The 25,888-nt window shown below is 63.0% G+C and carries 22 protein-coding genes and 2 pseudogenes; 13 read left to right on the plus strand and 11 right to left on the minus strand.

Features of this window, described 5'->3' with window-relative positions:
• Positions 1-1,141 precede the first annotated feature (1,141 nt).
• The 6 genes and pseudogenes from BFD71_RS24610 (at position 1,142) to BFD71_RS24630 (ending at position 6,059) form a co-directional block, all read left to right on the plus strand.
• Complete coding sequence (locus BFD71_RS24610) at positions 1,142-2,137, plus strand: LysR family transcriptional regulator (protein ID WP_083245454.1); 996 nt, start codon at positions 1,142-1,144, stop codon at positions 2,135-2,137.
• Positions 2,138-2,262: pseudogene (locus tag BFD71_RS42290) on the plus strand (LysR family transcriptional regulator); the annotation flags it as partial. It lies immediately after the preceding gene.
• A gap of 78 nt (positions 2,263-2,340) precedes the next feature.
• Positions 2,341-2,534, plus strand: a pseudogene (locus BFD71_RS24615) (IS5/IS1182 family transposase); the annotation flags it as partial.
• Between the two features lie 731 nt (positions 2,535-3,265).
• Positions 3,266-4,045, plus strand: coding sequence for an acetoacetate decarboxylase (locus BFD71_RS24620; protein ID WP_083245455.1), 780 nt, complete (start codon positions 3,266-3,268; stop codon positions 4,043-4,045).
• A gap of 15 nt (positions 4,046-4,060) precedes the next feature.
• Positions 4,061-4,843, plus strand: a complete 783-nt coding sequence (locus BFD71_RS24625) for a 3-hydroxybutyrate dehydrogenase (RefSeq protein WP_069266937.1) — start codon at positions 4,061-4,063, stop codon at positions 4,841-4,843.
• A 10-nt stretch (positions 4,844-4,853) separates the two neighbouring features.
• Positions 4,854-6,059 (plus strand): DUF3734 domain-containing protein, encoded by a 1,206-nt coding sequence (locus BFD71_RS24630; RefSeq protein ID WP_069266938.1) that lies wholly within the window; start codon positions 4,854-4,856, stop codon positions 6,057-6,059.
• A 624-nt stretch (positions 6,060-6,683) separates the two neighbouring features.
• On the opposite strand, the gene BFD71_RS24635 is transcribed toward BFD71_RS24630, so the two are convergent.
• The gene (locus tag BFD71_RS24635; RefSeq protein ID WP_069266939.1) at positions 6,684-7,169 is read right to left on the minus strand and encodes a phage integrase central domain-containing protein; all 486 of its coding nucleotides are present in this window, start codon (positions 7,167-7,169) and stop codon (positions 6,684-6,686) included.
• A gap of 337 nt (positions 7,170-7,506) precedes the next feature.
• Here BFD71_RS24635 and fusA point away from each other — a divergent pair, with 337 nt between their 5' ends.
• The 3 genes from fusA to BFD71_RS24650 all read left to right on the plus strand — a co-directional run bounded on the left by fusA (position 7,507) and on the right by BFD71_RS24650 (position 11,233).
• On the plus strand, positions 7,507-9,561 hold the full coding sequence (fusA, locus tag BFD71_RS24640; protein WP_069266940.1) for an elongation factor G: 2,055 nt from the start codon (positions 7,507-7,509) through the stop codon (positions 9,559-9,561).
• A gap of 117 nt (positions 9,562-9,678) precedes the next feature.
• Entirely contained in the window at positions 9,679-10,236 is a 558-nt protein-coding gene (locus tag BFD71_RS24645) for a TetR/AcrR family transcriptional regulator (RefSeq protein ID WP_069266941.1), read from the plus strand.
• A 76-nt stretch (positions 10,237-10,312) separates the two neighbouring features.
• Positions 10,313-11,233, plus strand: coding sequence for an alpha/beta fold hydrolase (locus tag BFD71_RS24650; RefSeq protein ID WP_069266942.1), 921 nt, complete (start codon positions 10,313-10,315; stop codon positions 11,231-11,233).
• A gap of 12 nt (positions 11,234-11,245) precedes the next feature.
• Here the strand turns inward: BFD71_RS24650 and BFD71_RS24655 are convergent, their stop codons facing one another.
• From BFD71_RS24655 to BFD71_RS24660, 3 genes are read right to left on the minus strand one after another with little or no spacing between them, the layout of a single operon-like run.
• Positions 11,246-11,989, minus strand: coding sequence for a response regulator (locus BFD71_RS24655; protein WP_069266943.1), 744 nt, complete (start codon positions 11,987-11,989; stop codon positions 11,246-11,248).
• Positions 11,952-12,116, minus strand: coding sequence for a hypothetical protein (locus tag BFD71_RS41570; protein WP_176732956.1), 165 nt, complete (start codon positions 12,114-12,116; stop codon positions 11,952-11,954). The genes BFD71_RS24655 and BFD71_RS41570 overlap by 38 nt, the downstream gene beginning before the upstream one ends.
• Positions 12,113-12,496 carry a GFA family protein gene (locus BFD71_RS24660; protein WP_069267046.1) on the minus strand — a complete coding sequence of 128 codons (384 nt, stop codon included), beginning with the start codon at positions 12,494-12,496 and terminating at the stop codon, positions 12,113-12,115. The genes BFD71_RS41570 and BFD71_RS24660 overlap by 4 nt, the downstream gene beginning before the upstream one ends.
• A gap of 232 nt (positions 12,497-12,728) precedes the next feature.
• Between BFD71_RS24660 and BFD71_RS24665 the strand changes: the two genes are divergently transcribed.
• Positions 12,729-13,094 (plus strand): hypothetical protein, encoded by a 366-nt coding sequence (locus BFD71_RS24665; RefSeq protein ID WP_069266944.1) that lies wholly within the window; start codon positions 12,729-12,731, stop codon positions 13,092-13,094.
• A 46-nt stretch (positions 13,095-13,140) separates the two neighbouring features.
• On the opposite strand, the gene BFD71_RS24670 is transcribed toward BFD71_RS24665, so the two are convergent.
• Together BFD71_RS24670 and BFD71_RS24675 are read right to left on the minus strand one after the other, a co-directional pair.
• Entirely contained in the window at positions 13,141-14,457 is a 1,317-nt protein-coding gene (locus BFD71_RS24670) for an ATP-binding protein (RefSeq protein WP_069267047.1), read from the minus strand.
• 186 nt (positions 14,458-14,643) lie between these two features.
• Entirely contained in the window at positions 14,644-15,564 is a 921-nt protein-coding gene (locus BFD71_RS24675; RefSeq protein ID WP_069266945.1) for a LysR family transcriptional regulator, read from the minus strand.
• Between the two features lie 142 nt (positions 15,565-15,706).
• Between BFD71_RS24675 and BFD71_RS24680 the strand changes: the two genes are divergently transcribed.
• On the plus strand, positions 15,707-16,690 hold the full coding sequence (locus BFD71_RS24680; RefSeq protein ID WP_069266946.1) for an aldo/keto reductase: 984 nt from the start codon (positions 15,707-15,709) through the stop codon (positions 16,688-16,690).
• Positions 16,691-17,096: 406 nt separating this feature from the next.
• Here the strand turns inward: BFD71_RS24680 and BFD71_RS41575 are convergent, their stop codons facing one another.
• Complete coding sequence (locus BFD71_RS41575; protein WP_069266947.1) at positions 17,097-17,276, minus strand: hypothetical protein; 180 nt, start codon at positions 17,274-17,276, stop codon at positions 17,097-17,099.
• Positions 17,277-17,348: 72 nt separating this feature from the next.
• On the minus strand, positions 17,349-17,741 hold the full coding sequence (locus BFD71_RS40745) for a LysR substrate-binding domain-containing protein (RefSeq protein ID WP_069266948.1): 393 nt from the start codon (positions 17,739-17,741) through the stop codon (positions 17,349-17,351).
• A 656-nt stretch (positions 17,742-18,397) separates the two neighbouring features.
• Here BFD71_RS40745 and BFD71_RS24695 point away from each other — a divergent pair.
• Both BFD71_RS24695 and BFD71_RS24700 read left to right on the plus strand, forming a co-directional pair.
• Positions 18,398-20,320: a hypothetical protein gene (locus BFD71_RS24695; RefSeq protein ID WP_069266949.1), complete on the plus strand. Its 1,923-nt coding sequence runs from the start codon at positions 18,398-18,400 to the stop codon at positions 20,318-20,320.
• 345 nt (positions 20,321-20,665) lie between these two features.
• The gene (locus BFD71_RS24700; protein ID WP_069267048.1) at positions 20,666-21,103 is read left to right on the plus strand and encodes a hypothetical protein; all 438 of its coding nucleotides are present in this window, start codon (positions 20,666-20,668) and stop codon (positions 21,101-21,103) included.
• 5 nt (positions 21,104-21,108) lie between these two features.
• On the opposite strand, the gene BFD71_RS24705 is transcribed toward BFD71_RS24700, so the two are convergent.
• From BFD71_RS24705 to BFD71_RS24715, 3 genes are all read right to left on the minus strand, one after another.
• Complete coding sequence (locus BFD71_RS24705; protein WP_069266950.1) at positions 21,109-22,479, minus strand: sigma-54-dependent transcriptional regulator; 1,371 nt, start codon at positions 22,477-22,479, stop codon at positions 21,109-21,111.
• Positions 22,469-24,334, minus strand: coding sequence for an ATP-binding protein (locus tag BFD71_RS24710; RefSeq protein WP_069267049.1), 1,866 nt, complete (start codon positions 24,332-24,334; stop codon positions 22,469-22,471). The genes BFD71_RS24705 and BFD71_RS24710 overlap by 11 nt, the downstream gene beginning before the upstream one ends.
• Positions 24,335-24,452: 118 nt before the next feature.
• Positions 24,453-25,829, minus strand: a complete 1,377-nt coding sequence (locus tag BFD71_RS24715; protein WP_069266951.1) for a 2-hydroxycarboxylate transporter family protein — start codon at positions 25,827-25,829, stop codon at positions 24,453-24,455.
• Positions 25,830-25,888 lie beyond the last annotated feature (59 nt).

A 25,888-nucleotide genomic window follows, 5' to 3' on the forward strand; every position in this document is an offset into this window, starting at 1 on the left:
GCAGTGCTCTGAGGCCGGCCGTCTAACGCGCCTGTAACGCAGGTTAAAGCAAACTGCTTCCTTGCCGTTGGGGGTAATCGCCGAACAGTGATCGCTCCCCGCCCCTGAACGCATGTGAGCCCAAACGCACTAGACTCGATATGTGCCTGCCATTCCGGATTGAGTGGGTCGTTAAGATGCATGCGCCTCGCCACCATCCGGTGCGAAGTGTTACGGAGTTTCCGACTGCGTGCGCGTTAACCAGCGAAATCGTGCCCGCGAGTTCATGCACACGCACAATCGAACCGGCCGGCTACGCGGCGCGCCAACTTGCCCCTTCTATCACCTTGAACAGCGAGCCGCCCCAGCTGCAGTCCATGTTGCCAACACACGACGCGTTTCCCATCAAGGTATGGAATCGTCTCGTTTCGCATCGCGCGCAGCTGCGAACGCGCCATGTTCTGCCGTAGTCAGTAATCGCGATCGTTGCTGCGCTTATTGAAGGCGAGCCCGGTTCGTCGCAGATGTTCGAAACGGTCTGCGAGTGCTTTTTTCAAATCGCTATGCGGTGCAACCCAGACCAGCCCGTGTACATAGTGGCGCCGTGCGCCAACGGCTGAAGCTCGTTTGCCCCGACGCACACATGTTGCTCATATCGCCAACTGGTGCGATGCGGTCAACACTATGAGCCCGTTCGCATGTCTACCACCACATGCTACTCCCTCCTACGATGACGCGTTGCGGCGAACTGCACTAACGGCATCCGCAAGGCTCGGGGCTTATCCGACACCGCGAAGCGCAACTCATGGTGCGACGTATCAACGGCGTTCAGCAATCGCCGAAGCTGGTCCGAAATTTCCTCGCAGTCTGCAAGTCGCGAAGTAGGCGGGTACACAACATGTGCCAATGACCACGTTGTGTCCACAGCCGCCCTACTCGACAGCTATCTTGTCCGCGACACACAGCTGATTATGCGTTGAAGGGTCCGCTCCACGCTTTGGAGCCCCGCCGTTAGTCTTAGTGTCCGACTGCAGTGCGTGGTAAGCCCGCGAACACCTTGCGGCGGACCCAGAGGTTCAGAGACGACACGATGCTCCACGGGGCCGTGGTCCGTAACGGCGGCTTCCAGCTCCCCTCGACATACGTAACAGGGTAGTTTCGAATGACAAAGAAAATGACCGGTACGGCCGCACACCCTCGAACCTACCTGGGACTCGAGGCTCGAGGGTCCGCGTCGCTACGGCGACCCGGGATCTCGCGAAATTTCTCCGGTGTTATCGGTTTCATCAATGTCGCACTCAGCGGCAGCCTCACCGAGGCGTCACGTCGCCTTGGTGTGTCGTCGCCCTCGCTAAGCAAGAGCATTGCTCGGCTTGAGTCCCAGCTGAATGTGCGACTTTTGGAGCGCTCCAATCGAAAAATAGCGCTGACCGCCGAAGGCACAATATTCTTTGAAGAGTGTTTTCCGGCTGTGAATCACATCATTCGTGTTGCGGGAGATTTAACTGAAACTACTGCTATACCTGCCGGACACCTTCGTGTCGCCTGCTCACCAAGTTTCGGCCGGCTGTATGTCATTGGCATGCTGCCGTCGTTCTGCGCAACGTTTCCGGGCATTCAGATTGACCTCGATCTCAATGATCTCAGTCTCGATCCGGGGCGAAACGGTATTGACGTTGGGATCCGATACGGCGAGGTGAGCAAGGGAGATTTCGTTGCGCGGCGCCTCTGCGACTCTGGATTGGTGGTATGCGCGTCACCGTCATATCTCATCGAACACGGAACCCCGCTAACGATAGATGATCTTCGCCAGCACAGGCTCATCCTGCATCGGCGCGCGGATTCTGGTCGGCCGGTTGAGTGGTTGTTTTACCAGAACGGCGAGGCGGTCAAGCGTCGCTTCGATGGCTACATTGTCGCCAACGATCTGGATCTCATACAACAGGCGGCGCTTTCCGGGTGCGGGCTGGCGCAGCTCGACAGCAAGCAAGCGGGAAAACACATTGAAAGAGGTGAGTTGGTCCCCGTATTGGCGGGACTTGCGCCCCGGGGCGGTGGATATTTCATCTGTTACCGCAACAGTCCGCGAACGCCTCCGAGGGTCAAGGCCTTCGTCGACTTTCTCCTCGACCATCTGGCTGGCTACCGAAATGTCTAACGCTCAACGCAGGCGGATTCTCCAACGGTTGCAGCATGACGACCATGCAAGGCGGCGAGCGCTTGGTTCTCAAAGGCAAGTGCGCATTGGCAGTGACAATCACGGACGTGCCGGAACTGAGCCCTAGGGAAGGTCTGCAAAAGTCCTGGCGCTGAAGTCTGGTTGTCCTCTCCTGGAAGAACGCGAATTAAAGGAGTTCCTCGATGACACAGCTCGGTCTTGGCCTGGATCTTTCAACGAAACGCACACGCAAGCGGGAATTCTCGATGAGATGAGGCGCCTTGTGCCATGGTCGAGGTTGATTGCGTTGATCAAACCGCACTATCCGAAGGGTAAGACTGGAAGGCCGCCGTTTCCGGTTGAGACGATGTTGCAGATTCACTTCATGCAGCAGTGGTCAGAACGCCCCATGGATTGATCGAACCGTCGGTCTTGAATACATCGATGGTAAGGGCTTTAAGCAAACCAAGGCGGTGGCGACGACCGACGTGTCAATCAGGGTTCCCGAGTCGGGAATACGCGTGGTATCGCCGAATTAACGACGGGGGCAATCTGCTGCCACTGACCCGGCATGAGCAGAAAGCACTGGTCAACGCGCTGAAGCATCTGGGCAATCGCGAGACGAGCTAATGCACTACGTCGCGCTCCTGACCGGTGCTCGCATTCAGACCGTCCTGACACTTCGCTGGGGCGATTTCGCTACGCCGCCGAGCCAAATCAACCAGTGGCCGCTCAAGTTGCAGTGCGGGCCGTGGGCCAGACTCGAAAATTGCCGCGTCATCCTTCACCAACAGGCATCCGCGATTCTACGCGGAAAAACATACCACCAGAAATACCACCAGGTGCGACACGCTGTGCATCTACCCTCCTGCCGTTGATTGTTGTCGCATAGACAACACGGGGAGTTCCTTTGCAGGGCTACTGCCGCAAGACGACCACGCTTACGCTTTGTCCTGACGGCGATGGCGCACGATGCCTGATGCAAGCCGTGAAACACAACACTACAAAAGAAACGTGCAAACGCGCACAGCAAGTCTTCACTGCCTTGCGCGTGCACGTCATTGGTCGCGGCAGCAAAAGCTGTTGCGATGCGCGTTGCGCAACCTCTCACCATGCGAGGAACGACCCGTGACAGAAGAAGATATCCGCAACAACGCCTTTGCGATGCCCGTACACAATCCGGCGTATCCCCGTCCGCCCTTCCGCTTCATCAATCGGGAGTATTTCATCATCTCGTATGAAACGGACATGGATGCGCTAAGGGCCGTCGTTCCGGAACCGCTGACGGTCGACAACGCTATCGTCCACTACGAATTTATCCGCATGCCCGATTCGTCGGGATTCGGCAACTACACGGAAAGCGGTCAGGTGATTTCGGTGCGGGATGAGGACGGCAATCGCGCCAACTTCACGCACGCGATGTATCTGGACGACGAAGGCCCGATCGCCGGTGGACGCGAAATCTGGGGGTTTCCCAAGAAGCTGGCTTCGCCAAAGCTCTGTGTCGATGGCAAGGACACGCTCCTCGGCACGCTCGACTACGGAACGCAGCGCATCGCCACCGGGACGATGGGCTACAAGTATCGCGCGCTCGACACAGCGGCCGAGTGCCGCAAGCTCGCCGACACGCCCAACTACCTGCTCAAGGTCATTCCCCACGTAGATGGCTCGGTACGCATTTGCGAACTGGTGCGCTTCTTCCTGCGTGACGTCGACGTGATCGGCGCGTGGGAGGGACCTGCAGCGCTCGAGCTACATCCGCACGCACTCGCATCGGTTGCTGATCTGCCGGTTCGCAAGGTGATCGGCGCACGTCACGTCATTGCAAATCTGACGCTCGATGTCGGCGACGTGGTCTATGACTATCTCGCCCCTGCCGAGTCGTTGAAACTCGCGGTCAACCAGTAAACCCCCGGAGGACGTATGGCATTGAATGATAAGGTCGCGCTCGTTACGGGTGCAGCAAGCGGTATCGGCGAACAGTGTGCACGCAAGCTTGCGTCAGACGGCGCGACGGTCGTGATCGCGGATCTGAATCTCGCGAACGCTCAAAATGTCGCTAAGGAAATCGCCGCCAATGGCGGGAAAGCGTTCGCCGTTGCGATGGACGTGACCAGCGAAGAAGCGGTCAATGCGGGTGTGGCCGAAACGGTAAACCGGCTCGGCGGCATCGACGTGCTCGTGTCGAATGCAGGCATCCAGATCGTCAACCGGATCGAGGACTACCCATTTTCCGACTGGAAGAAGATGCTGGCGATTCACCTCGACGGCGCATTCCTGACGACCAAGGCCGTCATCAAGCATATGTACGCGGCGAACAATGGTGGCGCGGTGATCTACATGGGCTCGGTGCACTCGCACGAGGCGTCGCAGCTCAAGTCGGCCTATGTGACTGCGAAACACGGGCTGCTCGGTCTCGCCCGGGTTGTCGCGAAAGAAGGTGGACCACGTGGCGTGCGCGCCAATGTCGTGTGTCCGGGCTTCGTGAGAACCCCGCTGGTCGACAAGCAGATCCCCGAGCAGGCCAAAGCCTTGGGAATCTCTGAGCAGCAGGTTGTGAAGGACGTAATGTTGAAGGAGACAGTCGACGGCGAATTCACGTCGCTGGAAGATGTCGCGAACACGGTTGCATTCCTCGCCGGCTTCGAGTCTAGCGCTCTCACCGGACAATCGATTGTGGTCAGCCACGGCTGGTTCATGCAGTAAGGAGGCAACCATGTATCCGAGCCAGCGTAACAAGCTGCATCAGCCCCATCCCATCAAGCTCCCGGCATATGACGAAATCGGACTCGTGCTGCAGGGCGGCGGCGCACTGGGCTCATATCAGGCCGGCGTATATGAAGGTATGGCCGAAGTCGGCGTGGAACCGACGCGAATATCCGGGGTATCCATCGGCGCGCTGAATACGGCGATCATCGCCGGCAATGCGCCTGCGGACCGGATGGAGGCGCTGCGCGGCTTCTGGAACACGATCAGTCAGCCCGCGGATTTCTTCTCGCATGTCGGTGCGCGGATTCCAACGTGGCCGGGGCTTGAAGATATGGGGCGCCGGTGGTCGAGCGCATGGGCGGCGACGCGCACGCTGATGGAAGGTCAGGCCGGGTTCTTCTCCCCGCGCACGCCTACGCCTCTCGCAGGGCTCGGCCGGAAACGTCCTGACAAGGTCAGCTATTACGACACGTCCGCGTTGCGTGAAACGCTTTTGCGATACGCAAACTTCGATCGGATCAATGACGGGAAGATTCACGTATCCGTTGGGGCGGTCAATGTGCGAACGGGCAATCTCGTGTACTTCGACAATTCGACAATGCGTCTGGCACCGGAGCATTTCATCGCATCCGGCGCGCTGCCGCCGGGCTTTCCAGCCGTCGAGATCGATGGAGAGTTCTACTGGGACGGCGGACTGGTTTCCAACACACCGCTCACAGAGATCATCAGGGAAAGCCAGCATAAGGACACACTCGTTTTCCAGATCGATCTGTGGAGCTCGCGAGGCAAGCTACCAGGTGACTTCCTCGACGTCAGCGAGCGCACCAAAGACATTCAATATTCGAGCCGGACGCGAGCGATCACCGCGTTCATGTCGCAGAACCAGAAGCACGCCCAGATGATCAAGGCGCTGCTCGAACACATTCCCGAAAAGGTACGGCTTGCGCACCCCTTGTTGCGGGAGGCACAGAACACGGCGGATGGCAGTGCGGTGAATGTCGTGCACCTGATCTACAAGAATAAATCGTTCGAGGGGCACTACAAGGACTATGAATTCAGCAAGGATACGATGCGCGAGCATTGGGCGAGCGGTCTCGAGGATATTCGCCGCTCGTTCGGCCACCCCGAGTGGTTCGATATCCCGAGCCGCGAAATCGGCTTCGTCACGCGGGACGTGCATCGCTATCGACAGGAAGTCAACCGCATGGTTTGATCGTCCGCAGGCGGTTCGGAAGCGGTCGCACCTGAACGTGCCGTGAACGTCTCCGAAGGGTCGCGAAGCGTCTCTGGCTTCGCATTTCAGCACTCGTACACCAATGCGTGCTGCCGCCGATCGGCGTCCACCCGTGACGGGACCAGACCGGATCCCTCGGCGATCTTGCCATACCTCAGATCGAACGCCTCGATCTTCAAGTCGGCTCAAACTTTGGCCAGCTTCAAACGTTCGATATTCGCACAAGGCGCGGTTCTTTTATGCTGCCGCACTCACGTTAAGCGGAATAACGTTGTCACCTGCGGCTGCTCGCCCGTGCAGGTAATTCGTCCATGCGCCCATGAGGACCGCGCGGCGCTCAAACATCGTATCTCGTTGATATGCCACCGCCGTCTCTCCGCGTGGCCGGTGCGCAAGCTGTCGCTCGCCATGTCTGGGATCGTAACCTTGGGCGTCGACCCAACCGCGAAAGCACGCACGACAACCATGGGGCACAGGCGTGCGGCCCGGAGTATCCGACACAATGCCGGTTTCCCGAAAGAACGTCTGCAGATCCACATCGGAAACCGGGCCGAACCGCCGTGTGCAGCAGAACGAACGTGCACGCGCGTAAGCTCGTGCGGCTCAATGCCCGCAAGGTGCGCTCGCATGAACACGGGTGCATCGGTATGCAGGATCGCGGGGTGGTGCTTTGGCTTCGACTGCCGCGCGCTTCTGCTCGGCAGCAACGCGCGCGCTTGGCACCGGATTACACATCGCGCGCTCCGGGTACGCCGCGAACGCCCATTCCATGATCGCGCTAGCACGCTGAAAGACGTTATCCGCGACACGCAGGCACTCGATCCATGCGGACTCGAGCGCATCGAAAAAGTCACGCGGCTTGAGCGTATCGACCCGGCGCTCCAGCAGCGGTGCCAGGTGCGCTTTCACGCTACTGAGCCACCGCCGCGCGTTTGTGCCGTCGGCTTGCCTCCAGCCACTCTTAGCCTTCTCATGCGTTTTCACGGCGGCCTGCAAGAACGTGGGCACCTTCGCATCCCGCTCGATAATCACCTGCTCGCGTCTGCGCTCCTGGATGGGGTCATGGCTACCATCGATCTGGCTGCGCATTGCCAGCGCACGCGCTCGGGCGTCGCGCAGCGACGTAGACGTAGCGCCCACTTGCCGCCGTTAGCATTGGGTCGAATCATCAGTCCGGGTACCTGACTATCACTGAGCGGCATGTCGCCGGGTTTCAGGTTGCGCAGCGCGCGGTCGGTCAGCATCGGCATAGGGTATTTCCCAGGATTTTGACCCACCATCTAGCCCACCACTGGACACATGGCAGCAGTCGGAACAAAATGGATCGAACCGGACTCATTATGTTGGCAACCTATTGATTATACAGTGAAATTTGGAAACGCTCGTGGGTCATACCGGATAAATCTGTACAACAATGGATCGACAAATGGATTACAGTCCCGAAGCCATCCGCACGATCGCTCTGGTCGGCCATGCCGGCTGCGGCAAGACCTCGCTTGCCGAAGCGCTCCTGCACCAGGGCGGCGCGCTGCACGCGCCAGGCAGCGTGAATCGCGGCACCGCCCTCTGCGATTTCGATCCCCTCGAACGCAAATACCACCACTCCCTCAACTCCGCCATCGCCCACCTCGACCACCAGGACACGCGCATCTACCTGCTCGACACACCCGGCTACCCCGACTTCGCCGGCATGTCGATGAGCGCGCTGCCCGCGGTGGAAACGGCGGCCATCGTCATCAATGCGCGCACCGGCATCGAGATGACGACGACCCGCATGATGGCGTACGCGCAGCAGCGCAAGCTGTGCCGGATGATCATCGTGAACGGCATCGACGCGGAGAAGGTCGATTTGCCGGGGCTGCTCGAGCAGATCCAGGAGACCTTCGGCAAGACCTGCCTGCCGATCAATCTGCCTGCGCAAGGCGGCCGCGAAGTGGTGGACTGCTTTTTCAACCCGGCTGGCGAGGCCGATTTCTATTCCGTGGAGGCAGCGCACAATGCGCTCGTCGACCAGGTGATCGAACTCGATCCCGAGTTGATGGAGTTGTACCTCGAACAAGGCGAAGCCATCAGCCCCGAGCAACTGCACGAGCCGTTCGAACGCGCGTTGCGCGAAGGCCATCTCGTCCCGGTGTGCTTCACTTCTACGGCGACGGGTGCGGGCATCGCGCAACTGCTCGACGTGTTCGTGCGGCTCCTGCCCAATGTCACCGAAGGCAATCCACCGCTGTTCTACCGCGAAGTGGAGGGCAAGGAAGGCAAGGAGCCCGTGCGCGCCGAGCCGGATGCCGACAAGCACGTGCTCGCGCATGTGTTCAAGATCGTGATGGACCCGTATATCGGCAAGGTGGCGGTGTTTCGCATTCATCAGGGCACGGTGACGCGCGACAGCCAGCTTTATATCGGCAACGCGCGACAGCCGTTCAAGGTCGCGCATCTGCTGATGCTGCAGGGCAAGGAGCATACGGAGGTGCAGCGCGCGGGGCCCGGCAATATCTGCGCGGTGGCGAAGGCTGACGATATCGGCTTCGACGCCGTGCTGCACGACGCGCCCGAAGACGGCAACATCCACCTCACGCCGCCTGCGTTTCCCAATCCGATTTACGGTCTCGCTATCGAGCCGGCGCGACCCGGCAACGAGCAACGCGTGTGGGAAGTGCTGCAAAAGCTCGCGGCAGAAGATCCTTGCCTGCAGATCGATCACCCCGAAGGGACCAATGAAACCGTGGTCCGCGGCCTGGGCGAACTGCACTTGCGCTACATGCTGGAGCGGCTCACCGATCAGTACAAACTCGATGTCGTGACGCGTCCGCCGACGATTGCGTGGCGCGAGACGATTGGCGGCAAAGCCGAGGGCCATTGCCGGCACAAGAAGCAGACCGGCGGCGCGGGCCAGTTCGGCGAAGTCATGTTGCGCGTCGAGCCCTTGCCGCGCGGTGCGGGCTTCGAGTTCGTGGATGCAGTGAAAGGCGGCGCGATTCCTTCGCAGTTCATGCCTGCCGTGGAAAAAGGCATCTTGCAGGTGATCGACAGCGGGCCGCTCGCGGGCTTTCCCATGCAGGACGTGCGCGTGATCGTGTACGACGGCAAGCACCATCCGGTGGATTCGAAGGAAGTGGCGTTCGTTACCGCGGGGCGCAAGGCGTTTATCGATGCGGTATTGAAAGCGCAGCCTATCGTGCTCGAACCGATTGTCGATATCGAGGTGATGACGCCCGAGGCCGCGATGGGCGACATCATCGGCGATCTTTCGGCGCGGCGTGGGCAGGTGCATGGCACGCGCACGATGGGCGGGCAGGCCATGGTCATTGCGGGGAAGGTGCCGCTTGCCGAGCTCAACGATTATCAGTCGCGGCTGAATTCACTCGCGGGCGGGCATGGGAATTACAGCATTCAGCTGAGCCACTACGATCCGGTGCCGCCGACGCATCAGGAAAGGCTCGCGGCGCAGCATAAGGGGCGGGGGGAGAGTGTGGAGTGAGGTGTTTGAAATGAGGCTGTTGATTAGGAAATAAACATTTCCTATAATCTCCCCATGGCATCCGAGCACCCATCCCAACCCCTGTCCCGCTCCCCCGGCCGCCCACGCGAGTTCGACATGGCAACCGTCGTGGACGGCGCCGTGCGCGTTTTCCGCGAGCGCGGTTACCACGCCACCTCCGTAGGCGATCTCAGCGAAGCAACGGGCCTGACAGCAGGGAGCCTCTACAAGGCATTCGGCGACAAGCGCGGTGTCTTTCTCGCCGCGTTCGACCATTACGTCACTACGCGCAACGCCGAACTGCGTCATCGCCTCGACAAGCAGTCCAAAGCAAGCGAGAAGATCCGCGTCATCTTCCTTTTCTACGCCGAATCTTCCCATGGCAGCGAGGGTCGGCGCGGATGCCTCGTGGTTTCCAGCGCAACGGCGCTCGCCACTTTCGACGACGAAGTCGCCACGCGCATCGAAGCCGCCATGCGGCGCACCGAAGAGATGCTGCGCGAACTCCTCCAGCAAGGCCAGCAAGACGGCTCGGTTGCAGCGGAAGTCCATGTCCCGGCGATGGCGCGCACGTTGCTCGCCCTGCTCCACGGCTTTCGTTTGATCGGCAAATCCGGGCGCACGCAGCGCGACATGCTTGCCGCGGCCGACGAAGCCATGCGCTTGCTGCGTTGAAAATTTTTTAGCCAATTTGGAAATGAATATTTCCAATCTTCGCCTACGTTCCTCAAATCCATAGGAGCTTCACGCCATGAATACGCTCTCACGCATCATCGACCACGGTCCAGCGTCGCTGGCCGACCCCGTCCTGCCCGGCTTCGCGCATCGCTTCGAAACTGTCGAAGGCACACGGCTCCATTACGTAATCGGCGGAAATAAGGATGGCGAAACAGTCGTGCTGCTGGCAGGCTATCCGGAAAGCTGGTTCGCGTGGCGCAATGTCATGCCGCTGCTCGCCGGGCGTTATCGCGTGATCGCACCGGACCTGCCCGGCCAGGGCGACTCCGACCGCCCACAAGGTGGCTACGACACGCAATCGCTCGCAACCGCCCTGCACACGCTGCTCGGCAAGCTCGGAGCACGCCGCTATCACCTCGCCGCTCATGATGTCGGCGCCTGGGTCGCTTACCCTTATGCGGCACTGTTCGGCGATGAAGTGTCGAGCCTTGCGTTGCTCGACGCCGGCATTCCCGGCATCACGCTGCCGGAAGCGCTGCCAGTCGCGCCCGAGCGCGCGTGGCGCACCTGGCACTTCGCCTTCCATGCGGTGCCCGATCTGCCGGAGCTGCTGATAGCGGGCAAGGAGCGCGCGTATCTGGAGTGGTTTCTGCGCCGCAAAACGGCGAATCCGCAAACCTTCACGGATGCCGATATCGACGAATATCTGCGCGTGTTCACGAAGGAAGGCGGATTGCGCGCGGGGCTGGCCTACTACCGAGCGGCCGATGTTTCGGCGCGTCAGAATCGCGAGTTGAGCACGCGCGGCAAATTGCGGATGCCCGTTCTCGCGCTGAGCGCCGATCAGGGCTCGATTGCCGACATGGCCGGTCCGCTGCGCCCTTACGCCGATGAGGTGCAAGGCGCGACGCTGGCCCACTGCGGCCATTTCCTGCCGGAGGAGCAGCCCGCGGCGGTGGCCGAAGCATTGCTGCATTTCTTCGGCCAGACCTGACTCGGGCCGGCGTTACTCCGGTGCTTCGACCGTGGTCACCGCCGAGGAGAACACATACCCCTCGCTGCGCAGCGTCTTGATGTAACGCGGCTCGCGCGCCTCGTCGCGCAGGCGCTGGCGCAACCGGCTCACGAGCAGGTCGATCGAGCGGTCGAACGCGTCGGCCTGGCGGCCTTGCGTGAGGCTCAGCAGCTGGTCGCGCGTCAGCACGCGCTGCGGATGGTCGAGAAACACGCGCAACAGCCGGTATTCCGCGCCGCTCAGCGCGACGATCGTGCCCTCGGCGTCGAGCAGATGCCGCGCCGTGGTGTCGAGTCGCCAGTCGCCGAACGCGAGCAGTTGCGCCGCCTCGCTCACTTCCATGCCCGGCGGCAGCATGCGTGTGCGGCGCAGCACCGAGCGGATGCGGGCGAACAGTTCGCGCACGGCGAACGGCTTGGGTAGATAGTCGTCGGCGCCCATTTCGAGGCCCACGATGCGGTCAGTCTCTTCGTTGCGCGCAGTGAGCATCACCACGGGCACGGCGCGGAACTTGCCCGCACGCAGCTCGCGGCATAGCACGAGCCCGTCGTCGCCGGGCATCATGAGGTCGAGCACGATCAGGTCGGGCGCGCCACCCTCCAGCACCGAGCGCATTTCTCGCCCGTTCGCGGCCAGCGACACGCGCATGCCGTTCTTTTCGAGGTAGGCTCCGACCAGTTCACGTATGCCGCGATCGTCATCGACGATCAGAACGTGATCCATCTTTTCCGTCATTGGTATTTTTCTCCTTGCGCCCGAGGCGTGAACGGGTTTCTGCGATGCACGAACAGTACACCGGATGCGCAATCTCCGCAGCCAGGCCGCTCGCCGCGAAGAACAGGATGGCGAGCAGGCGTTTCATGCGTCCTCCACCAGGGAAAGACTCGCACCGTCGGCAACCGACGCTTCGAGCGCGTAGACGTCCAAACCCTCCAGGCAGCCGAGATTGACGCGCCAGCGCGCCGGGTCCCTGCGCGTCTGGTGAAACGGATAAATGCCGCAGTGACTGCAGAAAAAGTGCTTCGCCACGCCCGTATTGAACTGGTACAGCGTGAGCGCGTCTTCGCCCGCGAGGATCGTCAGTTCACGGCCCTCGAACGGCGGGCTCATCAGCGCGCCCTTGCGGCGGCACAGGCTGCAGTTGCAACGCCCGGCCGGCTCGATCGGCGTGTGGACTTCGAACTTTACCGCACCGCAATGACAGGAACCCTTCCAGCGGGTCGTGCTCGTCGACGTGCTCATCTTGCTCTCCATTATTTCGATGGGTGATGGATAGCGCGCCACCCGCCGCGTACAACCTGGAACCGCCCCGCCCGATTCGGGACGACAATGACCGCTAGCGCCCATCCGGCGCGACGCATATCGACCTGAAATGGCCGGCGATGACCACAGCCGGGCCAGCCACAAACCGGCATTGTTTATGCTCGCAAGCTGATAGCGAGCGAAACGCAGAGAACGGCTCCAGGAGGTCCCCATGAAATGTCTGCGCATCTACGCCGACGCCCAGGGTGAGTCCCATTTCGAGGACATCGATATCCCGCTCACGCCACTCGAGCTCTTTCCGAACATCCCGCCCATTTACCTGTCGACGTGGGAGCCGGCGAAGGCGGTGCGCTTCGGCTGGGTGCCGGCCGGCCTCAACGAGGCGGACTGGCACACCACGCCGGTTCGTCAGTTCGTGATCTGGATGACCGGCTGGGTCGAGTTCGAAACGAGCGACGGCGACACGCGCCACTGCGAGCCGGGCACGGTCGTGCTGTGCGAAGACACCATTGGCAAGGGCCATCGCTCGCGCCATCCCGAGGAAGGCCAGTTCAACGTGTTCATTCCGCTCGCCTGAGTAACCGCTTGATTCGCACGACCGGGCGCTCGTGGCGCGCCGCCATTCACGCCTGCGCGCCGCGCAGCACGAGCCGCCCTTCCAGGCCGCCTTCGGGCCGGTTGCGCAGCGTGAGTTCCGCGCCCATCGCCACGGCGAGCTGGCGCGAGATTGCGAGACCGAGACCCGTGCCGCCCGTGCCCCGGTTGCGCGAGGTCTCGAGCCGGTAGAACGGCTCGAACACCTTCTCGAGCGCTTCCTCCGGAATGCCGGGACCGCTGTCGAGCACCGAGATCGTGACGGTCTTGTCCCGCGGCGACGCGCTCACCTCGATGGCCGCCGTGCTCCCGTACTTCAGCGCGTTATCGACGAGATTGCCGACGATGCGACGCAACGCCTGCACGCGCGTGACGATCGCCACGTTCAGGCGGCGCTCGAAGGTCACGGGCGAGCCCGCATCCACGTAGTCGCATACGAGGCTGTCGAGCAGCGCATCCAGGTCGACGCGGGCGGGCGCTTCGCCGGTGCCGTGCAGCGTACGCGCGTAGGCCACGCCCTCCTTCACCAGCTGCTCCATCTCGTGCAGGTCCTGCGCGAGCTTGCCCGCTTGCGCTTCGTCGTCCATCTGGTCCACGCGCAGGCGCATGCGCGTGATCGGCGTCTGCAAATCGTGGGAGATGGCCGCGAGAATCTGCATGCGCTCGGCCACGTGCGCCGAGATGCGCTCCTGCATCGCGTTGAACGCTCGCGCCGCGCGCGCCACTTCGGAGGGCCCTTCTTCCTCCAGACGCTCCGCCTTCAGGTCCGGGCCGAGCGCGTCGGCCACACGCGCGAGTTCGTGCAGCGGCCGCGTGGCGGTGCGCACCGCGAACCAGCAGCACGCCGCCAGCACGACGAGCTGGGCGATGAGCACGGCCGGCAGCCAGCCCGACAGGGGCAGCGCGGGACCCGGGCGGTAATCGATCGTGAGCGGCGAGCCGTCCGACAGCTGCAGGTGGATCTGCAGGCGTTCGTGCTTGCCGGGCACCGAATTGGTCGTGAGCGCGTACTTGTCACCCAGGCCCGCCGCGATGGCCGAGGCCACGTTCTTCGAGCGGCTCGCTTCGGGCGGCTCGCCCGGCGTGCCGGGACCGAGGATGAAGCTATACGTGCGCCGCGCGAGCTGCGGCAGCCACGCGGCACGTTCGGCGGCGGGCAGATGGTCGAGCAGCGCCACGGAGATGGCGACTTCGCGCGAGATGTAATTGGTCATCATGTTCGCGGTGGCGTCGTTGCGCTCGGTCATCGTGAGCTTGAACGACAGCCCCTGCGCGAGCGCGAGGCCGACGCAAAGGATCAGGGCGAGGCGCGCGAACAGCGTGCGCGGCCAGTGCAGCGCGCGCATTGCCGCGCCGCCCGCTAAAACCGGCGGTGTGCGGCGGGCCGCAAGTCCATCGGCGTGCATGTTCGGACTCCGTGTGCAGGGAATGATGCGTTTATACCCCATGCCGCGAGCGGCTTTGTATCCCACTGTATCGGCGCGGGCACGGGACACAATACATTGCAGGTCGGTTCATTTCACCGCGTCCTTTCATGTTTGCGGCTTGCGCTGCGGTGCGGCATCGGCCCATTCGCGCACGGCCTGCGCGAACAGGCGCAGCGCCGCGGGCGGATGGCGATTGGCCGGATAGTAAAGGCAGAGCCCCGAAAACACCGGCCCCCACTCGGGTAGCAGGTGGACGAGCCGCCCGCCAGCCACATGCTCGGCCACGAGCGTTTCCGGCACCCAGGCCACGCCCACCCCGGCGAGCGCCGCCTCGACCATCAGGTTGAGGTTGCCGAGCGTGAGCGGCCCGTCCACGTCGATGCTGGCGCTCTTGCCGCGGTGCGCGAAATCCCAGCGGAACAGCGCGCCGCTCTCGAAGCGAAAGCGGATACAGCGGTGCTGCTCGAGGTCGTGCGGCGCGCGCGGCGGCGCATGCTGCGCCAGATACGCGGGCGAGGCCACCGCGCCAAAGCGCATGTCCTGCGTGAAGCGCACGGCGATCATGTCGCGCGGCACGTCTTCGAGCACGCGCACACCGGCGTCGAAGCCACCGGCCACGATATCCACGAGCCGCGAGTCCGCCACGAACTCCACGCGGATGTCCGGATAGCGGGCGAGGAACCCCGGCAGCACATGGCGAATCAGCGGGCGCGCCCCCGATTCCGAGGCGCTGACGCGGATCGATCCCGAAGGCCGGTTGCTCGCGGTCGCGACGTCGTTGACGGCGTCTTCGAGATCGGCCATGGCAGGCCGAACGCGGCTAAGCAGCCGCTCGCCCGCCTCGGTCAGCGCCACGGAGCGCGTGGTGCGGTTCAGGAGGCGCACGCCGAGCTTCGCCTCCAGGTTGCGCACGGTGTGGCTGAGCGCGGAAGGCGAAACGCCGAGCATGCGCGCCGCGCCGCTGAAGCTATGCTGCTCGGCGATCGTCACGAAGGCCGTCAGTTCGGATAAGCCGGTGCGCACCATCTGTGAATTTCCTTCAATACCCCATGCAAGTTTAGCGGCATTGTTGAGTGGCCTGCAGGAACCTACACTCGGTCGGGTAGAAGGCGGCTTCCGTGCGAACAGGAGCGCCGGTCATTTCAGTTCACGCAAAAAGGAGCAAGACATGCAAAAGCGCACACTCGGCAAGAACGGCCTCGAAGTTTCCGCGTTGGGCCTTGGCTGCATGGGCTTAAGCTTCGGCTACGGCCCCGCCACCGAAAAGAACGACGCGATCCGCCTGATCCGCACGGCGTTCGAGCGCGGCGTCACGTTCTTCGACACGGCCGAAGTCTACGGGCCCTTCGTCAACGAGGAACTGGTTGGCGAGGCGCTCGCGCCGATTCGCGATCAGGTGGCGATCGCCACGAAGTTCGGCTTTCAGGACGGCGATTCGAAGAAGCCCATGGATAGCCGCCCCGAGCGCATCCGCGCCGTGGCCGAAGCATCGCTCAAGCGCCTGAAGACCGATCGCATCGACCTGTTCTATCAGCATCGCGTCGATCCGAACGTGCCGATGGAAGACGTGGCCGGCACGGTGAAGGACCTGGTCCGCGAGGGCAAGGTCAAGCACTTCGGCCTTTCCGAAGCGGGTGAGCAGTCGATCCGCCGCGCCCACGCCGTGCAGCCCGTCGCGGCGCTGCAGAGCGAGTATTCGCTCTGGTGGCGCGAGCCGGAGCACAAGGTGATGCCGGTTCTCGAGGAGCTGGGCATCGGTTTCGTGCCGTTCAGCCCGCTCGGCAAGGGCTTTCTGACCGGCGCGATCGACGAGCGCACGTCGTTCGACCAGAGCGACTTCCGCGCCATGGTGCCGCGCTTTACGCAGGAGAACCGCAAGGCGAACGCGGAGCTGGTCGACGTGCTCGGCCGCCTGGCCGAGGGCAAAGGCGCGACGCGCGCGCAGATCGCGCTGGCCTGGCTGCTCGCGCAAAAGCCGTGGATCGTGCCGATTCCTGGCACCACGAAGCTTTCCCGGCTCGACGAGAACGTGGGCGCGGCCAGTGTCGAGTTGAGCGCCAGCGATCTCGCCGGGATCGAAGCGGCGCTCAACGAGATCCAGGTCGTGGGCGACCGCTATCCGGCCCAGTGGCAGCAGCGGGTGGATCGCTGAGCCTGCGCGCACGTGCCATGTTCGTCGGCAATGGGCCGGCTACAGATCCGCCGGTTCGACATCCCTCGCTATTCACCGGAACTGATAGAACCTGGCAGCTACTACGCGAGTCGCGAATCCGACCCGCGGCGAAGCGCGAAGGCAGAGGCGTGTTTTATCGCCGCGTGCAAGGGTCAGCTCGTGGGAACGCCCGCCATCGATGCGCCTGGCAAAAGCGAAGCCCCCGTTGACGAAAGGTCTCGGGGGCTTCGCGCTGATCAGTCGGGTAAATATTGGCGAGCCGTCCGGAACGCACTCAGAGATCGGTGGCTGCCAGTGTGATCCGCTCGTTGACGAGTAGAGGATATCGATGCTCGATCAGGCGAACGAGCCTCGATTTATTGAGCGCAAATGCCAGCATGAGTTGTTACGGGGATCCCTTGCCGTAGCGATTGCCGGCCACGGTCACGCTGAATCCGCCATTTAGTACGGAATCCATACCAACAGGATTGTGCTCGCCGGTCTGAAAGCCGAGATAACGCACGCGGCCGAGGCGGTCGTCGAAGCGCGTGAGCACGCTCATCGGCGTGATCTCATCGGTCGACACGTGTCTTTCAATGCGTCCGGCGTGACGCCGGGCAGATCGGCGCCGTTCAATTGCCGCTCGACCTGCCCCGGGTCATTGCAAAGAAACAGTACGCGGCCGGTCAATTCCAGTGTTGCCATCCAATTTCTCCTTGAGGGGAAATCTAGACGGCGGCGTGCGGCGCGATGAAGTGCTCGATCGGCACCTGGCGCTCGAGGATATCCCCACGTCCGCGCGGTCTTCCATACAGGCCCGCACTACACCGTCGCTGATCTGTTCGGTCAGGGCGATCTGCACGAGCGGGTAGCGCGCCTGAAAGTCCTTGAGCCGTTCCGGCAGAAAACCAATGATTGCGGACGCGTTAGCGAACAGGCGCACCACGCCCGCCACCTCGCCGCTGAGCGACCGGACTTCCCGCGCCAGCGACTGCAACTGGTCGTGCACCGCCACCGCGCTTGAAAACGCGTGACGGCCCGCCTCGGTCAACTCGACGCCCTACTTGCTCCCAATAATATCAATAGAGTCAATTAAAATCCGACCCGAATAAAACAGAAAGCAATTTAAAAGGGAAATATAGACGAAAGAATAAATTACATCGATACACTTCAGGCCATCCCAGAACTGCCGATATAGCCGGCAATAGCAGGCGAAACACGCGATCCATGCAGTAAGCATTACCTTCTGCATTTGAGGTAATTAATACCTTGCTATTGGCGAAAATTGACTAAGTTTCGGTAATTGAAACTCGAGCCAATTCGTGTGACATTTTGTTACGTCTGATTTTCACATGGCAGGGGGAATTATCGGTAATATCCGCCGCGCGTCTGACTTCAAGCAGTGACTTCGTAATCTTCGTCCGAAAAAATTGCGCACGTCTCCCCTCCTTCAGGGATCCAGCGCAGGGCCGAATTCCCGACGGGGCAGCCGTAGCGAGGGTGCAAGATTTACCCACGTGAAAGCAAGGACAGATACGCACGTTCGCGCAATAGCGCGAGCCGCGCGGCGCACGTAGCGGGCGCAGGGCTCATCGAGCCGTTGTGCAGCGTCCGTTAAATCTCATTCTTCAGACCTTAGCCAGCATCCGAGCGCTATCGCGCGCCGTCGCCGGCTGGGCGTCGTTTTGTCTTTTTTTTCTTCGATCGATGAAACTCTTCTATCTCTTGCTGTCGTCGTCGTTGTTCCTCGCGGCGTGCGGCGGCGGCTCCGGAAGCTCCGGTGCGAATGCAACCAATGCCTCGGCCACGGCACAAAGCGCGAGTGACGCGACTGCCATGGACGCCACCGCAAATGCGGCCACCACCACGCGCGGCACACTGCACTGCGGCTCCGCCGTGAAATCGAGCGCGGGCTCCAGCAGCGAACTGGTGAGCGTCGATACGCCGACCACGCAGAGCGGCCGTGTCTTCGCCTCGGGCGCGGCATTTCCCCTCGCGTTCACCACCAACGCGCCCGCGGCCGACACCGTGAACTGGTCGATCAGCGACCATCTCGGCAAGGTGGTCACGAGCGGCAGCCTGCGCGTGACGGCAGGCCCGGTGACGACCACGCTGAGCTGCTCGTCGACGCTCGCGGGCTACTTTGCCGTGACCGCCAAGCTCGCGACCGCCGGCGGTCAACTCCCCGAACTGGGCACCCGCCCCGCCGGTACCGCGACCTTCGGCGTGCTGCCCAATCTGGCCGGCATCGTGCCGACTGTGACGTATTCGCATCAGGACCTGCACCGCTTCGGCATGCAAGGCGAAGACGACAACACTTCGGTGCTCTCCTCGCTCGGCATCTCGTGGACGTACGACCACCGCGAGCTGTACAACATGGAGCCGAACGGCCCCAACACCTTCAACCCGAACGTCAACAATCTCGACCCGTTCTACAACACGGGCAACGTGATGCGGCTCGTGCGTCTGGACGGCATTCCCGCCTGGGCGAGCCCGACCGGCGCGTTCGAGGACGAAGCCCTTCCGCCGAGTAACCTCTCGTACTACCAGAACTACATGAGCCGGATCGGTACGGAGTCGAACCTCATTCGGACGGCTTATTTTCCGAAGCAGGCGTCGAACTACTACCAGCTCACCTGGGAACCGGACGCCCAATGGCAAGGCAACAACACGCAATTCGTGCAGCTCTATCAGGCCGTCTATCAAGGTATTCACTCGACCGACCCGCACGCAGTCGTGATGGGGCCGACCGATACGGCGCCGTCCGGCACGGCCGATCACCTCAAGGCCCTCGCGCCGCTCGGCTACGCGCAGGACATCGACGGCGTGACGACGCACGGCTACTACGACATCAACGGCAGCTCGCCTTCGTTCCCGCCCGAGCGTCAGGAAACCGATCCGGCCAACGCGTCCGGCTCGCTGATGGGACAAATGCGCGCGCTGCGCAGCGAAATGGCGGCTGACTACAAGCCGGGCACGAAGCTGTTCAGCACGGAGCTTGGCATCAGCTACGACAACGGTTCGTCGTACGGTCCCAACTATCCGACCGGCAATATCCTGTACGCGCAAGGCGCAGTGGTGGCGCGCAGCCACCTGATCATTCTGGGCGAAGGCGCCGATCAAACCTGGATCTTCTACGGTGCCGACTTCCCGGGCCTCGTGGGCTACGGCACGTTCTTCGATCTCGCCGACGCACAGGGTCAGTATGGCGCGCAGAACATCAGCCCGAAGCCCGCGGCCATGTCCGTCGCGGCCATGACGCGTATTCTCGACGGCACCAACACGCTCGGTCCGGTGAAGAAGACCCCCTCGGGCGTCTACGCCTACGCGTTCCAGCAGCTCAACAACGGCGCGGTCATCACGGCCTTGTGGACGCACAACAACAGTGTGTGGAGCGCGAGCGCCGGCTACAGCTCGACCTATAGCGTGGGCTACAGCCTCGCGGTGGATGCACCCGGCACGAGCGGCACGGTCACCGTGCTCGATGAAATGGGCAATCCGACCACGAAGAGCTACACCAACGGCAAGGTCGCGCTGAGCCTGACCGAGTCGCCGGTGTATGTGATTTCGCAGAACGCTTCGGTGGCGAGCGCCAATGCGACGCTGCCCACGGGCTACGTGGCGAACTAATCGAACCGGGCGGCCACCTGGTCGCGCGAAACAAGCTGTACCCCCAGGCGCCCGGCCCGCGGACATTGTTCTGCGGGCCGGGCGCCTCTTCCGTTTACCGTCGGCGAGGCATGCTTGCCGCGGTAGACTTGCGCTCTGTCCATCCGCGAGCCGGAACATGGAGAATTCGACGTCGACATCCGGCTGCACAGGTCCTTCACGGCCTCATCGGTTAGTGATTGTCGAGGGCATCGCTCTGCACGGCGTACGTGATCGCGACGCCTGCTCGCGGCACTCTCGAACCCTTGAATTTTCGACGCAGCGACAGAAATGAACGAAAATCCTGCGAAGCCACTGGAAAGCAACATGAAACGACTGTTACTCGCCGCACTCACCGCCGCCTCGTTCGTGACCTGCGCTCATGCGCAAAGCGACGCGACCGGCTCGTTCGCCACCGCCGCAGGCACGGTGCAATTCGTGCGCGACGACCGCGACTTCGTGGCGGTCCTCGGCAAGGATATCTTCGACCGCTTCGACGCGAAGACGCTCGCGCACTTCGACGAAGTGGGCCACGACAACAGCACGATTACGCGCATGCTCGTGCAAACCGCATACGGCCCGGTGCTGTACGACTTTCGCCACAATCCGCCGCTCGTGCAGCACGTGAACACGCGCATGACGATCAAGCGCGTGTTCTGGCAACCCGACGAAGTCGTGATGCAAGGCTCGGAGGGCTGGTTCCGGCTCAAGAACGGCGCGCTCACCAGGCTGCAATCGTCGACGACCACGTACCGCACCAATTAATCCGGTCAGAGGTCTTTGTCGTCCTTCTCGTCGCCCTGCGTGTCGCGATCCGCGATCTTCAGCTGACGCAGCTTGTGATACAGCGTTTTCTTCGGCATCCCGAGCTCCTCGCTCGCCTGGGCGACGTTGCCTTGATGGCGGCGCAGCGTGTTCTCGATCAGCATCCGCTCGAAATACGCCAGCTGGTCCGCCAGCGTCTCCCCTTTCACGGTAGCCGCGCCCGCTGAAAGCAGGCTGTCGCCAGTCAGCCCGAGCACGAAGCGGTCAGCGACATTCTGCAGCTCGCGGACGTTGCCGGGCCATGCGTGCGTCATGAGCTCGGACACTTGCGCAGCCGTCACGACCGGCGCCGGCGTGCCGAAACGCCGCGCGGCCGCGAGCACGAAATGCTCGAACAGCAGGGGAACGTCCTCGCGCCGCTCGCGCAGCGGCGGCAATTCGATCTGCGCGACGTTCAGCCGGTACAGCAGGTCGGCGCGAAAGCCTCCTTGCGCAGACACTTCCGCGAGGTCGGCCTTCGAAGCGGCAACGATCCGGCAATCCACCGGAATCAGCTCGTTTGCGCCGAGGCGCTCGACCACGCGCTCCTGCAGCACGCGCAGCATCTTGATCTGCAGCGCCATCGACATCGTTTCGATTTCGTCGAGAAAGAGCGTGCCGCCATTCGCCCATTCGATCTTGCCGACGCGCTTCTTGATCGCGCCCGTGAACGCGCCCGCCTCATGCCCGAACAGTTCGCTCTCGAACACCTGCTCGGGCAAACCGCCGCAATTCAGCGCCACGAAATGCGCGTCGCGCCGCGCGCTGAAGTCATGCAGGCTGCGTGCGATCAACTCCTTGCCCGTGCCGGTTTCACCGGTGATCAGCACCGACACGGAGGTATCCGCGAGACGCAGAATTTTCTTGCGGACCTCCGCCATGGCCGGCGACTTGCCTAGCACCAGCGCCTCGATCCCCTGCCAGTTGTGCAGCGAAGCGCGCAAGCCCTCGACTTCGAGCGTGAGCCGCCGTTTCTCGACCGCGCGCGCCACGCGGCCCGCGATGACATCGGAGGAGAAGGGTTTTTCGATGAAGTCGTAGGCGCCCACGCGCATCGCGCTGACCGCCGTCGAAATGTCCGCATGCCCGCTGATCAGCAGCACCGGAATTTGCGGGTCGATCGCCATCACGTGATCGAGCAGTTGCAGGCCGTCGATGCCGGGCATGCGTACGTCGGAGACGATCACGATCGGCGCGCCCGGCGCGATGTCGGCATACGCATCGGCCGCCGACGCATAGGCGCTCACCGGAAAGCCCGCCAGCGCCACCGCCTGCTCGACGCCGATGCGGACATTCTCGTCATCCTCGACGACCAGCACCCGAATCTCATCTGCCATGTTCTGTCCTCTGCGGCTCGGCGGCCGCGAATTCGATCGTGAAGCGGGCTCCGCCTTCGTCGCGATTCGTTGCGGTGATTTTTGCGCCAAAGCCTTCGACGATGCGCGACGTGATCGCGAGCCCGAGCCCGAGTCCTTGCCCGCGCGGCTTGGTCGTCACGAACGGCTCGAACAGGTGCGCCAGCACATCCGGCGCGATGCCGGGGCCGCTATCCTCGAGCGTGAAGCGCACACGGCCTTGCGTGTCAGGCTCGCCCGCCTCGATCGCGATCACGCGCGTGCTCGCGTCGCGCACGGCGTCGAGTGCATTGCCGAGCAGATTGACGATCACCTGCTGCAGTTGACTCGACTCCGCATACACCGTCGTGCCCGGCGCGATCCGCACGTCGAGGCGCACCGCTTCGTCGCGGATGCGCGACTCGTAGATGAGCCGAGCATGCGCGACGGCTTCGCCGAGCGACACCGCCACGCGCTCCACTTCCGGCTTGCGCGCGAACGCCTTCAGCTCGCTCGTGAGCACCGCCATGCTGTCCACGAGACGGCCGACGCGCTCGAGATTGGCGATCGCTTGTGCGCCCTGATTGCGCTCGAAGAAGGTACGCGCATTGTCGCAGAGCGTGCGGATCGCGACGAGCGGCTGGTTCAGTTCGTGTGTGAGCCCCGCCGCCATCTGGCCGATCACCGCAAGCTTGCCGGCATGGACGACTTCCTGCTGCGTGGCGCGCAGACGCTGCTCGGTGCGTTCGCGCTCGGCGATCTCGCGCTGCATCTGCGCGTTCGCTTGCGTGAGCGCGGCGGTCCGCTGCGCCACGGTCGTTTCCAGCTGATCGTTCGCGCGCCGCAAGGCTTCTTGCGCCTTGAGCTTCTCCACGATCACACGGCGGCGCTGCACCGCATACAGCGCGTAGAGCGCGGCGATCAGAAACACGCCCGTCACGAACGCGAACGCAAGCCGTTGCTGGCGCCGCGCGCCCGCCGTGTCGAGCAGCACCATGATCGTGTCCTGCCCTTGCGGCGCGGGGCGCGACATCACGAGAAAGCGGGCCGTGCGGCCCGCGCGGCGCAGGTCGGGGAAGATGCCGATCCACGCGCTGTCATTCCAGTCGCCCACGCGCCGGTATCGGAGCGCCTCGACGATGCGCCCCGCGTATTGGCGCGATGCCTGGATATCGCGCTGCTGCGGCTCGGTCATCGCGCGCATCGCGGTGAATTTCCATTCGGGCTGGGTCGAGATCACGATCACGCCGTTGCCGTCGACGACGATGGCCGCCTCGCCAGGCGTGCGCCACGCGGATTCGAGCGCGTCGACGCTGACCTTCACGGCTGCCGCGCCGATCGCCGTGTCGCCGTCGTGAATCGCACTGGCGAAGTAGAGCCCGGGAATGCCGGTGTTCGTGCCGATGCCGAAGAAGCGGCCGCGGCCCTGCGCGAGCGCGTCCTTGAAGTACGGGCGATACGACACGTTGGTGCCGACGAAGCTGACCGGCTGATTCCAGTTGCTCGCGGCGACCACCGTGCCGTGCGCGTCGATCACGTCGACCGCGCCGCTGCCGACATCGTTGTTGACCGCTTCGAGATAGGCATCGACCGCGGGCAACATGCCATGCGCTTCAGCGGGCGGCGCCTTGAGCAACGCGCGCACGCTGTCCTGGCGCGCCACGAGCGCGGGGACCATCTCGAAGCGTCCCAGCTCGCTTTTCAGGCTCGCCGCGTAAAGATCGAGCCGATGCTCGCCGACGTCGGCCAGCGCATCGATCGCACGGTTCCATGCGAACTCCACCGCGGCGGCGGCCGCACCGACATACAGCACGGCCGCCGCCGCCCATCCCCACCATGGAATGCCCTTGTAACGCATCTGCACGTTCGCCCTCGTCGATTGGCTGCCGCCAGACGGCGGGTTCAGCGGATACCGCGCGCCGGATGCACCGGCGCCACGATCGCGAAGGCGCGTACGAGGGGCGCACAGCCGCGCGTCATGCGCCGAAATGCGCGAGCAGAATGAGCGTCACGGTCACGACGATGGCGCCGCCAATGCGCGTGGCGATCTGCGCGAACGGCATGAGCTGCATTCGGTTCGCGGCGGTGAGGATCGCCACGTCGCCGGTGCCGCCCTGGCCGCTGTGGCACGCGTTCACGATTGCGGTGTCGATAGGGTACATCTTCATCAGGCGGCCCACCACGAAGCCCGTGCCCATCAGCGTAACGACGGTCGCGGCGATCGTCACGACATTGACGAGCGTGAACGCGGCCATGAGCTTGTCCCACGGCGTCATCGCCACGCCGATCGCGAACAGCAGCGGGTAGGTGACCGCAGTCGAGAAGAACTTGTAGACCACGAACGCGCCTTCCTGCAGCGGCGGCGAAACCGCGCGCGCGAGCTTCACGAGCACGGCGAGGAACAGCATCGCCACCGGCGCGGGCAGGCCGAACAGCTTGTTCGCCATCAGGCCGATGAGGTACAGCGTGATCGCGGTGATACCGGCCGCGGCGATGTGGCTCACGTCCACGTGCCCGCGAGCCTCGTCGTTCGACGACGCCAGTTCGTCGCTCGCGCCGACTTGAAGACGGCCGTTACCGGTGAGATGCGGCATACGCTTGCCCAGCATGTCGAGCATGCCCGAGAGGATGATCGCCATGAGGCTGCCGAGCATCACGGGCGGCAAGACCTGCGCGAACAGGTCGCCTTGCGCGACGTGCATGATTTCCGAATAGCCCACGGAAAGCGGAATCGCGCCTTCGCCCACGCCGCCGGCCATGATCGGCACGACGATGTAGAGCAGCGTGTGCTTGACGCCGAGACCGAGCGCCGCGCCAACCGCGGTGCCCACGATGGTCGCCGCCACCGTGCCGGCCGCAAGCGGAATGAAGATCTTCAGGAAACCTTGAATCAGCACGCGCCGGTCCATGCTGAGAATGCTGCCGACGATGATCGAGGCGATGAAGAGATAGAGGAAGTTGGTCTGCTTCGTGAACTCGACCGTGAGGTGCTGCACGGGCGTGGGCAGCACGTGGTAGTACACGAGCGCCGAGGGCACGAAGGTCGCGAGAATCGCCGCCGCGCCGATATTGCGCAGCAGCGGCAGGCGCTTGCCGAGTTCGGCGCACGTGAAGCCGCAGAAAGCGAGCACGGCGATGGCCATCGAGATCTCGCCGGGCACCTTGCCGGTGACCGCGAAGCCCGCGATCAGCGCAAACAGGATCACGTAGATCGGCAGCGGAATGATGCCGATGCGAATTTCCATCAGCTTCCACCAGCCTTCGGGCCAGAAGCGGGTTTGCGTTGTTTGGGATGACTCGGGGACCGCCTGGTTGACCTGCGAGGCGGCGGATACGGATGCACTGTTCTGCACGGGATGTCTCCTTCGTTTTCGCGACCGGACTGCGTCGCATCTCCGGTGCTTGTTTAATG

The sequence above is a fragment of the Paraburkholderia nodosa genome, from assembly GCF_001718195.1.
GTDB lineage: Bacteria > Pseudomonadota > Gammaproteobacteria > Burkholderiales > Burkholderiaceae > Paraburkholderia > Paraburkholderia nodosa_A.

Bases quoted from the DNA above. Each gene is read 5' to 3' on its own strand.
- BFD71_RS41570 (WP_176732956.1), bottom strand. From the start codon at position 12,116: ATGAAACGCCTGCTCGCCATCCTGTTCTTCGCGGCGAGCGGCCTGGCT.
- BFD71_RS24705 (WP_069266950.1), bottom strand. From the start codon at position 22,479: ATGGCAGATGAGATTCGGGTGCTGGTCGTCGAGGATGACGAGAATGTC.
- BFD71_RS24645 (WP_069266941.1), top strand. From the start codon at position 9,679: ATGGCAACCGTCGTGGACGGCGCCGTGCGCGTTTTCCGCGAGCGCGGT.
- BFD71_RS24675 (WP_069266945.1), bottom strand. From the start codon at position 15,564: ATGGTGCGCACCGGCTTATCCGAACTGACGGCCTTCGTGACGATCGCC.
- BFD71_RS24695 (WP_069266949.1), top strand. From the start codon at position 18,398: ATGAAACTCTTCTATCTCTTGCTGTCGTCGTCGTTGTTCCTCGCGGCG.
- BFD71_RS24625 (WP_069266937.1), top strand. From the start codon at position 4,061: ATGGCATTGAATGATAAGGTCGCGCTCGTTACGGGTGCAGCAAGCGGT.
- BFD71_RS24680 (WP_069266946.1), top strand. From the start codon at position 15,707: ATGCAAAAGCGCACACTCGGCAAGAACGGCCTCGAAGTTTCCGCGTTG.
- BFD71_RS24655 (WP_069266943.1), bottom strand. From the start codon at position 11,989: ATGACGGAAAAGATGGATCACGTTCTGATCGTCGATGACGATCGCGGC.
- BFD71_RS24710 (WP_069267049.1), bottom strand. From the start codon at position 24,334: ATGCGTTACAAGGGCATTCCATGGTGGGGATGGGCGGCGGCGGCCGTG.
- BFD71_RS24660 (WP_069267046.1), bottom strand. From the start codon at position 12,496: ATGAGCACGTCGACGAGCACGACCCGCTGGAAGGGTTCCTGTCATTGC.
- BFD71_RS24650 (WP_069266942.1), top strand. From the start codon at position 10,313: ATGAATACGCTCTCACGCATCATCGACCACGGTCCAGCGTCGCTGGCC.
- BFD71_RS24630 (WP_069266938.1), top strand. From the start codon at position 4,854: ATGTATCCGAGCCAGCGTAACAAGCTGCATCAGCCCCATCCCATCAAG.
- BFD71_RS24700 (WP_069267048.1), top strand. From the start codon at position 20,666: ATGAAACGACTGTTACTCGCCGCACTCACCGCCGCCTCGTTCGTGACC.
- BFD71_RS24670 (WP_069267047.1), bottom strand. From the start codon at position 14,457: ATGCGCGCGCTGCACTGGCCGCGCACGCTGTTCGCGCGCCTCGCCCTG.
- fusA (WP_069266940.1), top strand. From the start codon at position 7,507: ATGGATTACAGTCCCGAAGCCATCCGCACGATCGCTCTGGTCGGCCAT.
- BFD71_RS24610 (WP_083245454.1), top strand. From the start codon at position 1,142: ATGACAAAGAAAATGACCGGTACGGCCGCACACCCTCGAACCTACCTG.
- BFD71_RS24635 (WP_069266939.1), bottom strand. From the start codon at position 7,169: ATGCGCAGCCAGATCGATGGTAGCCATGACCCCATCCAGGAGCGCAGA.
- BFD71_RS24665 (WP_069266944.1), top strand. From the start codon at position 12,729: ATGAAATGTCTGCGCATCTACGCCGACGCCCAGGGTGAGTCCCATTTC.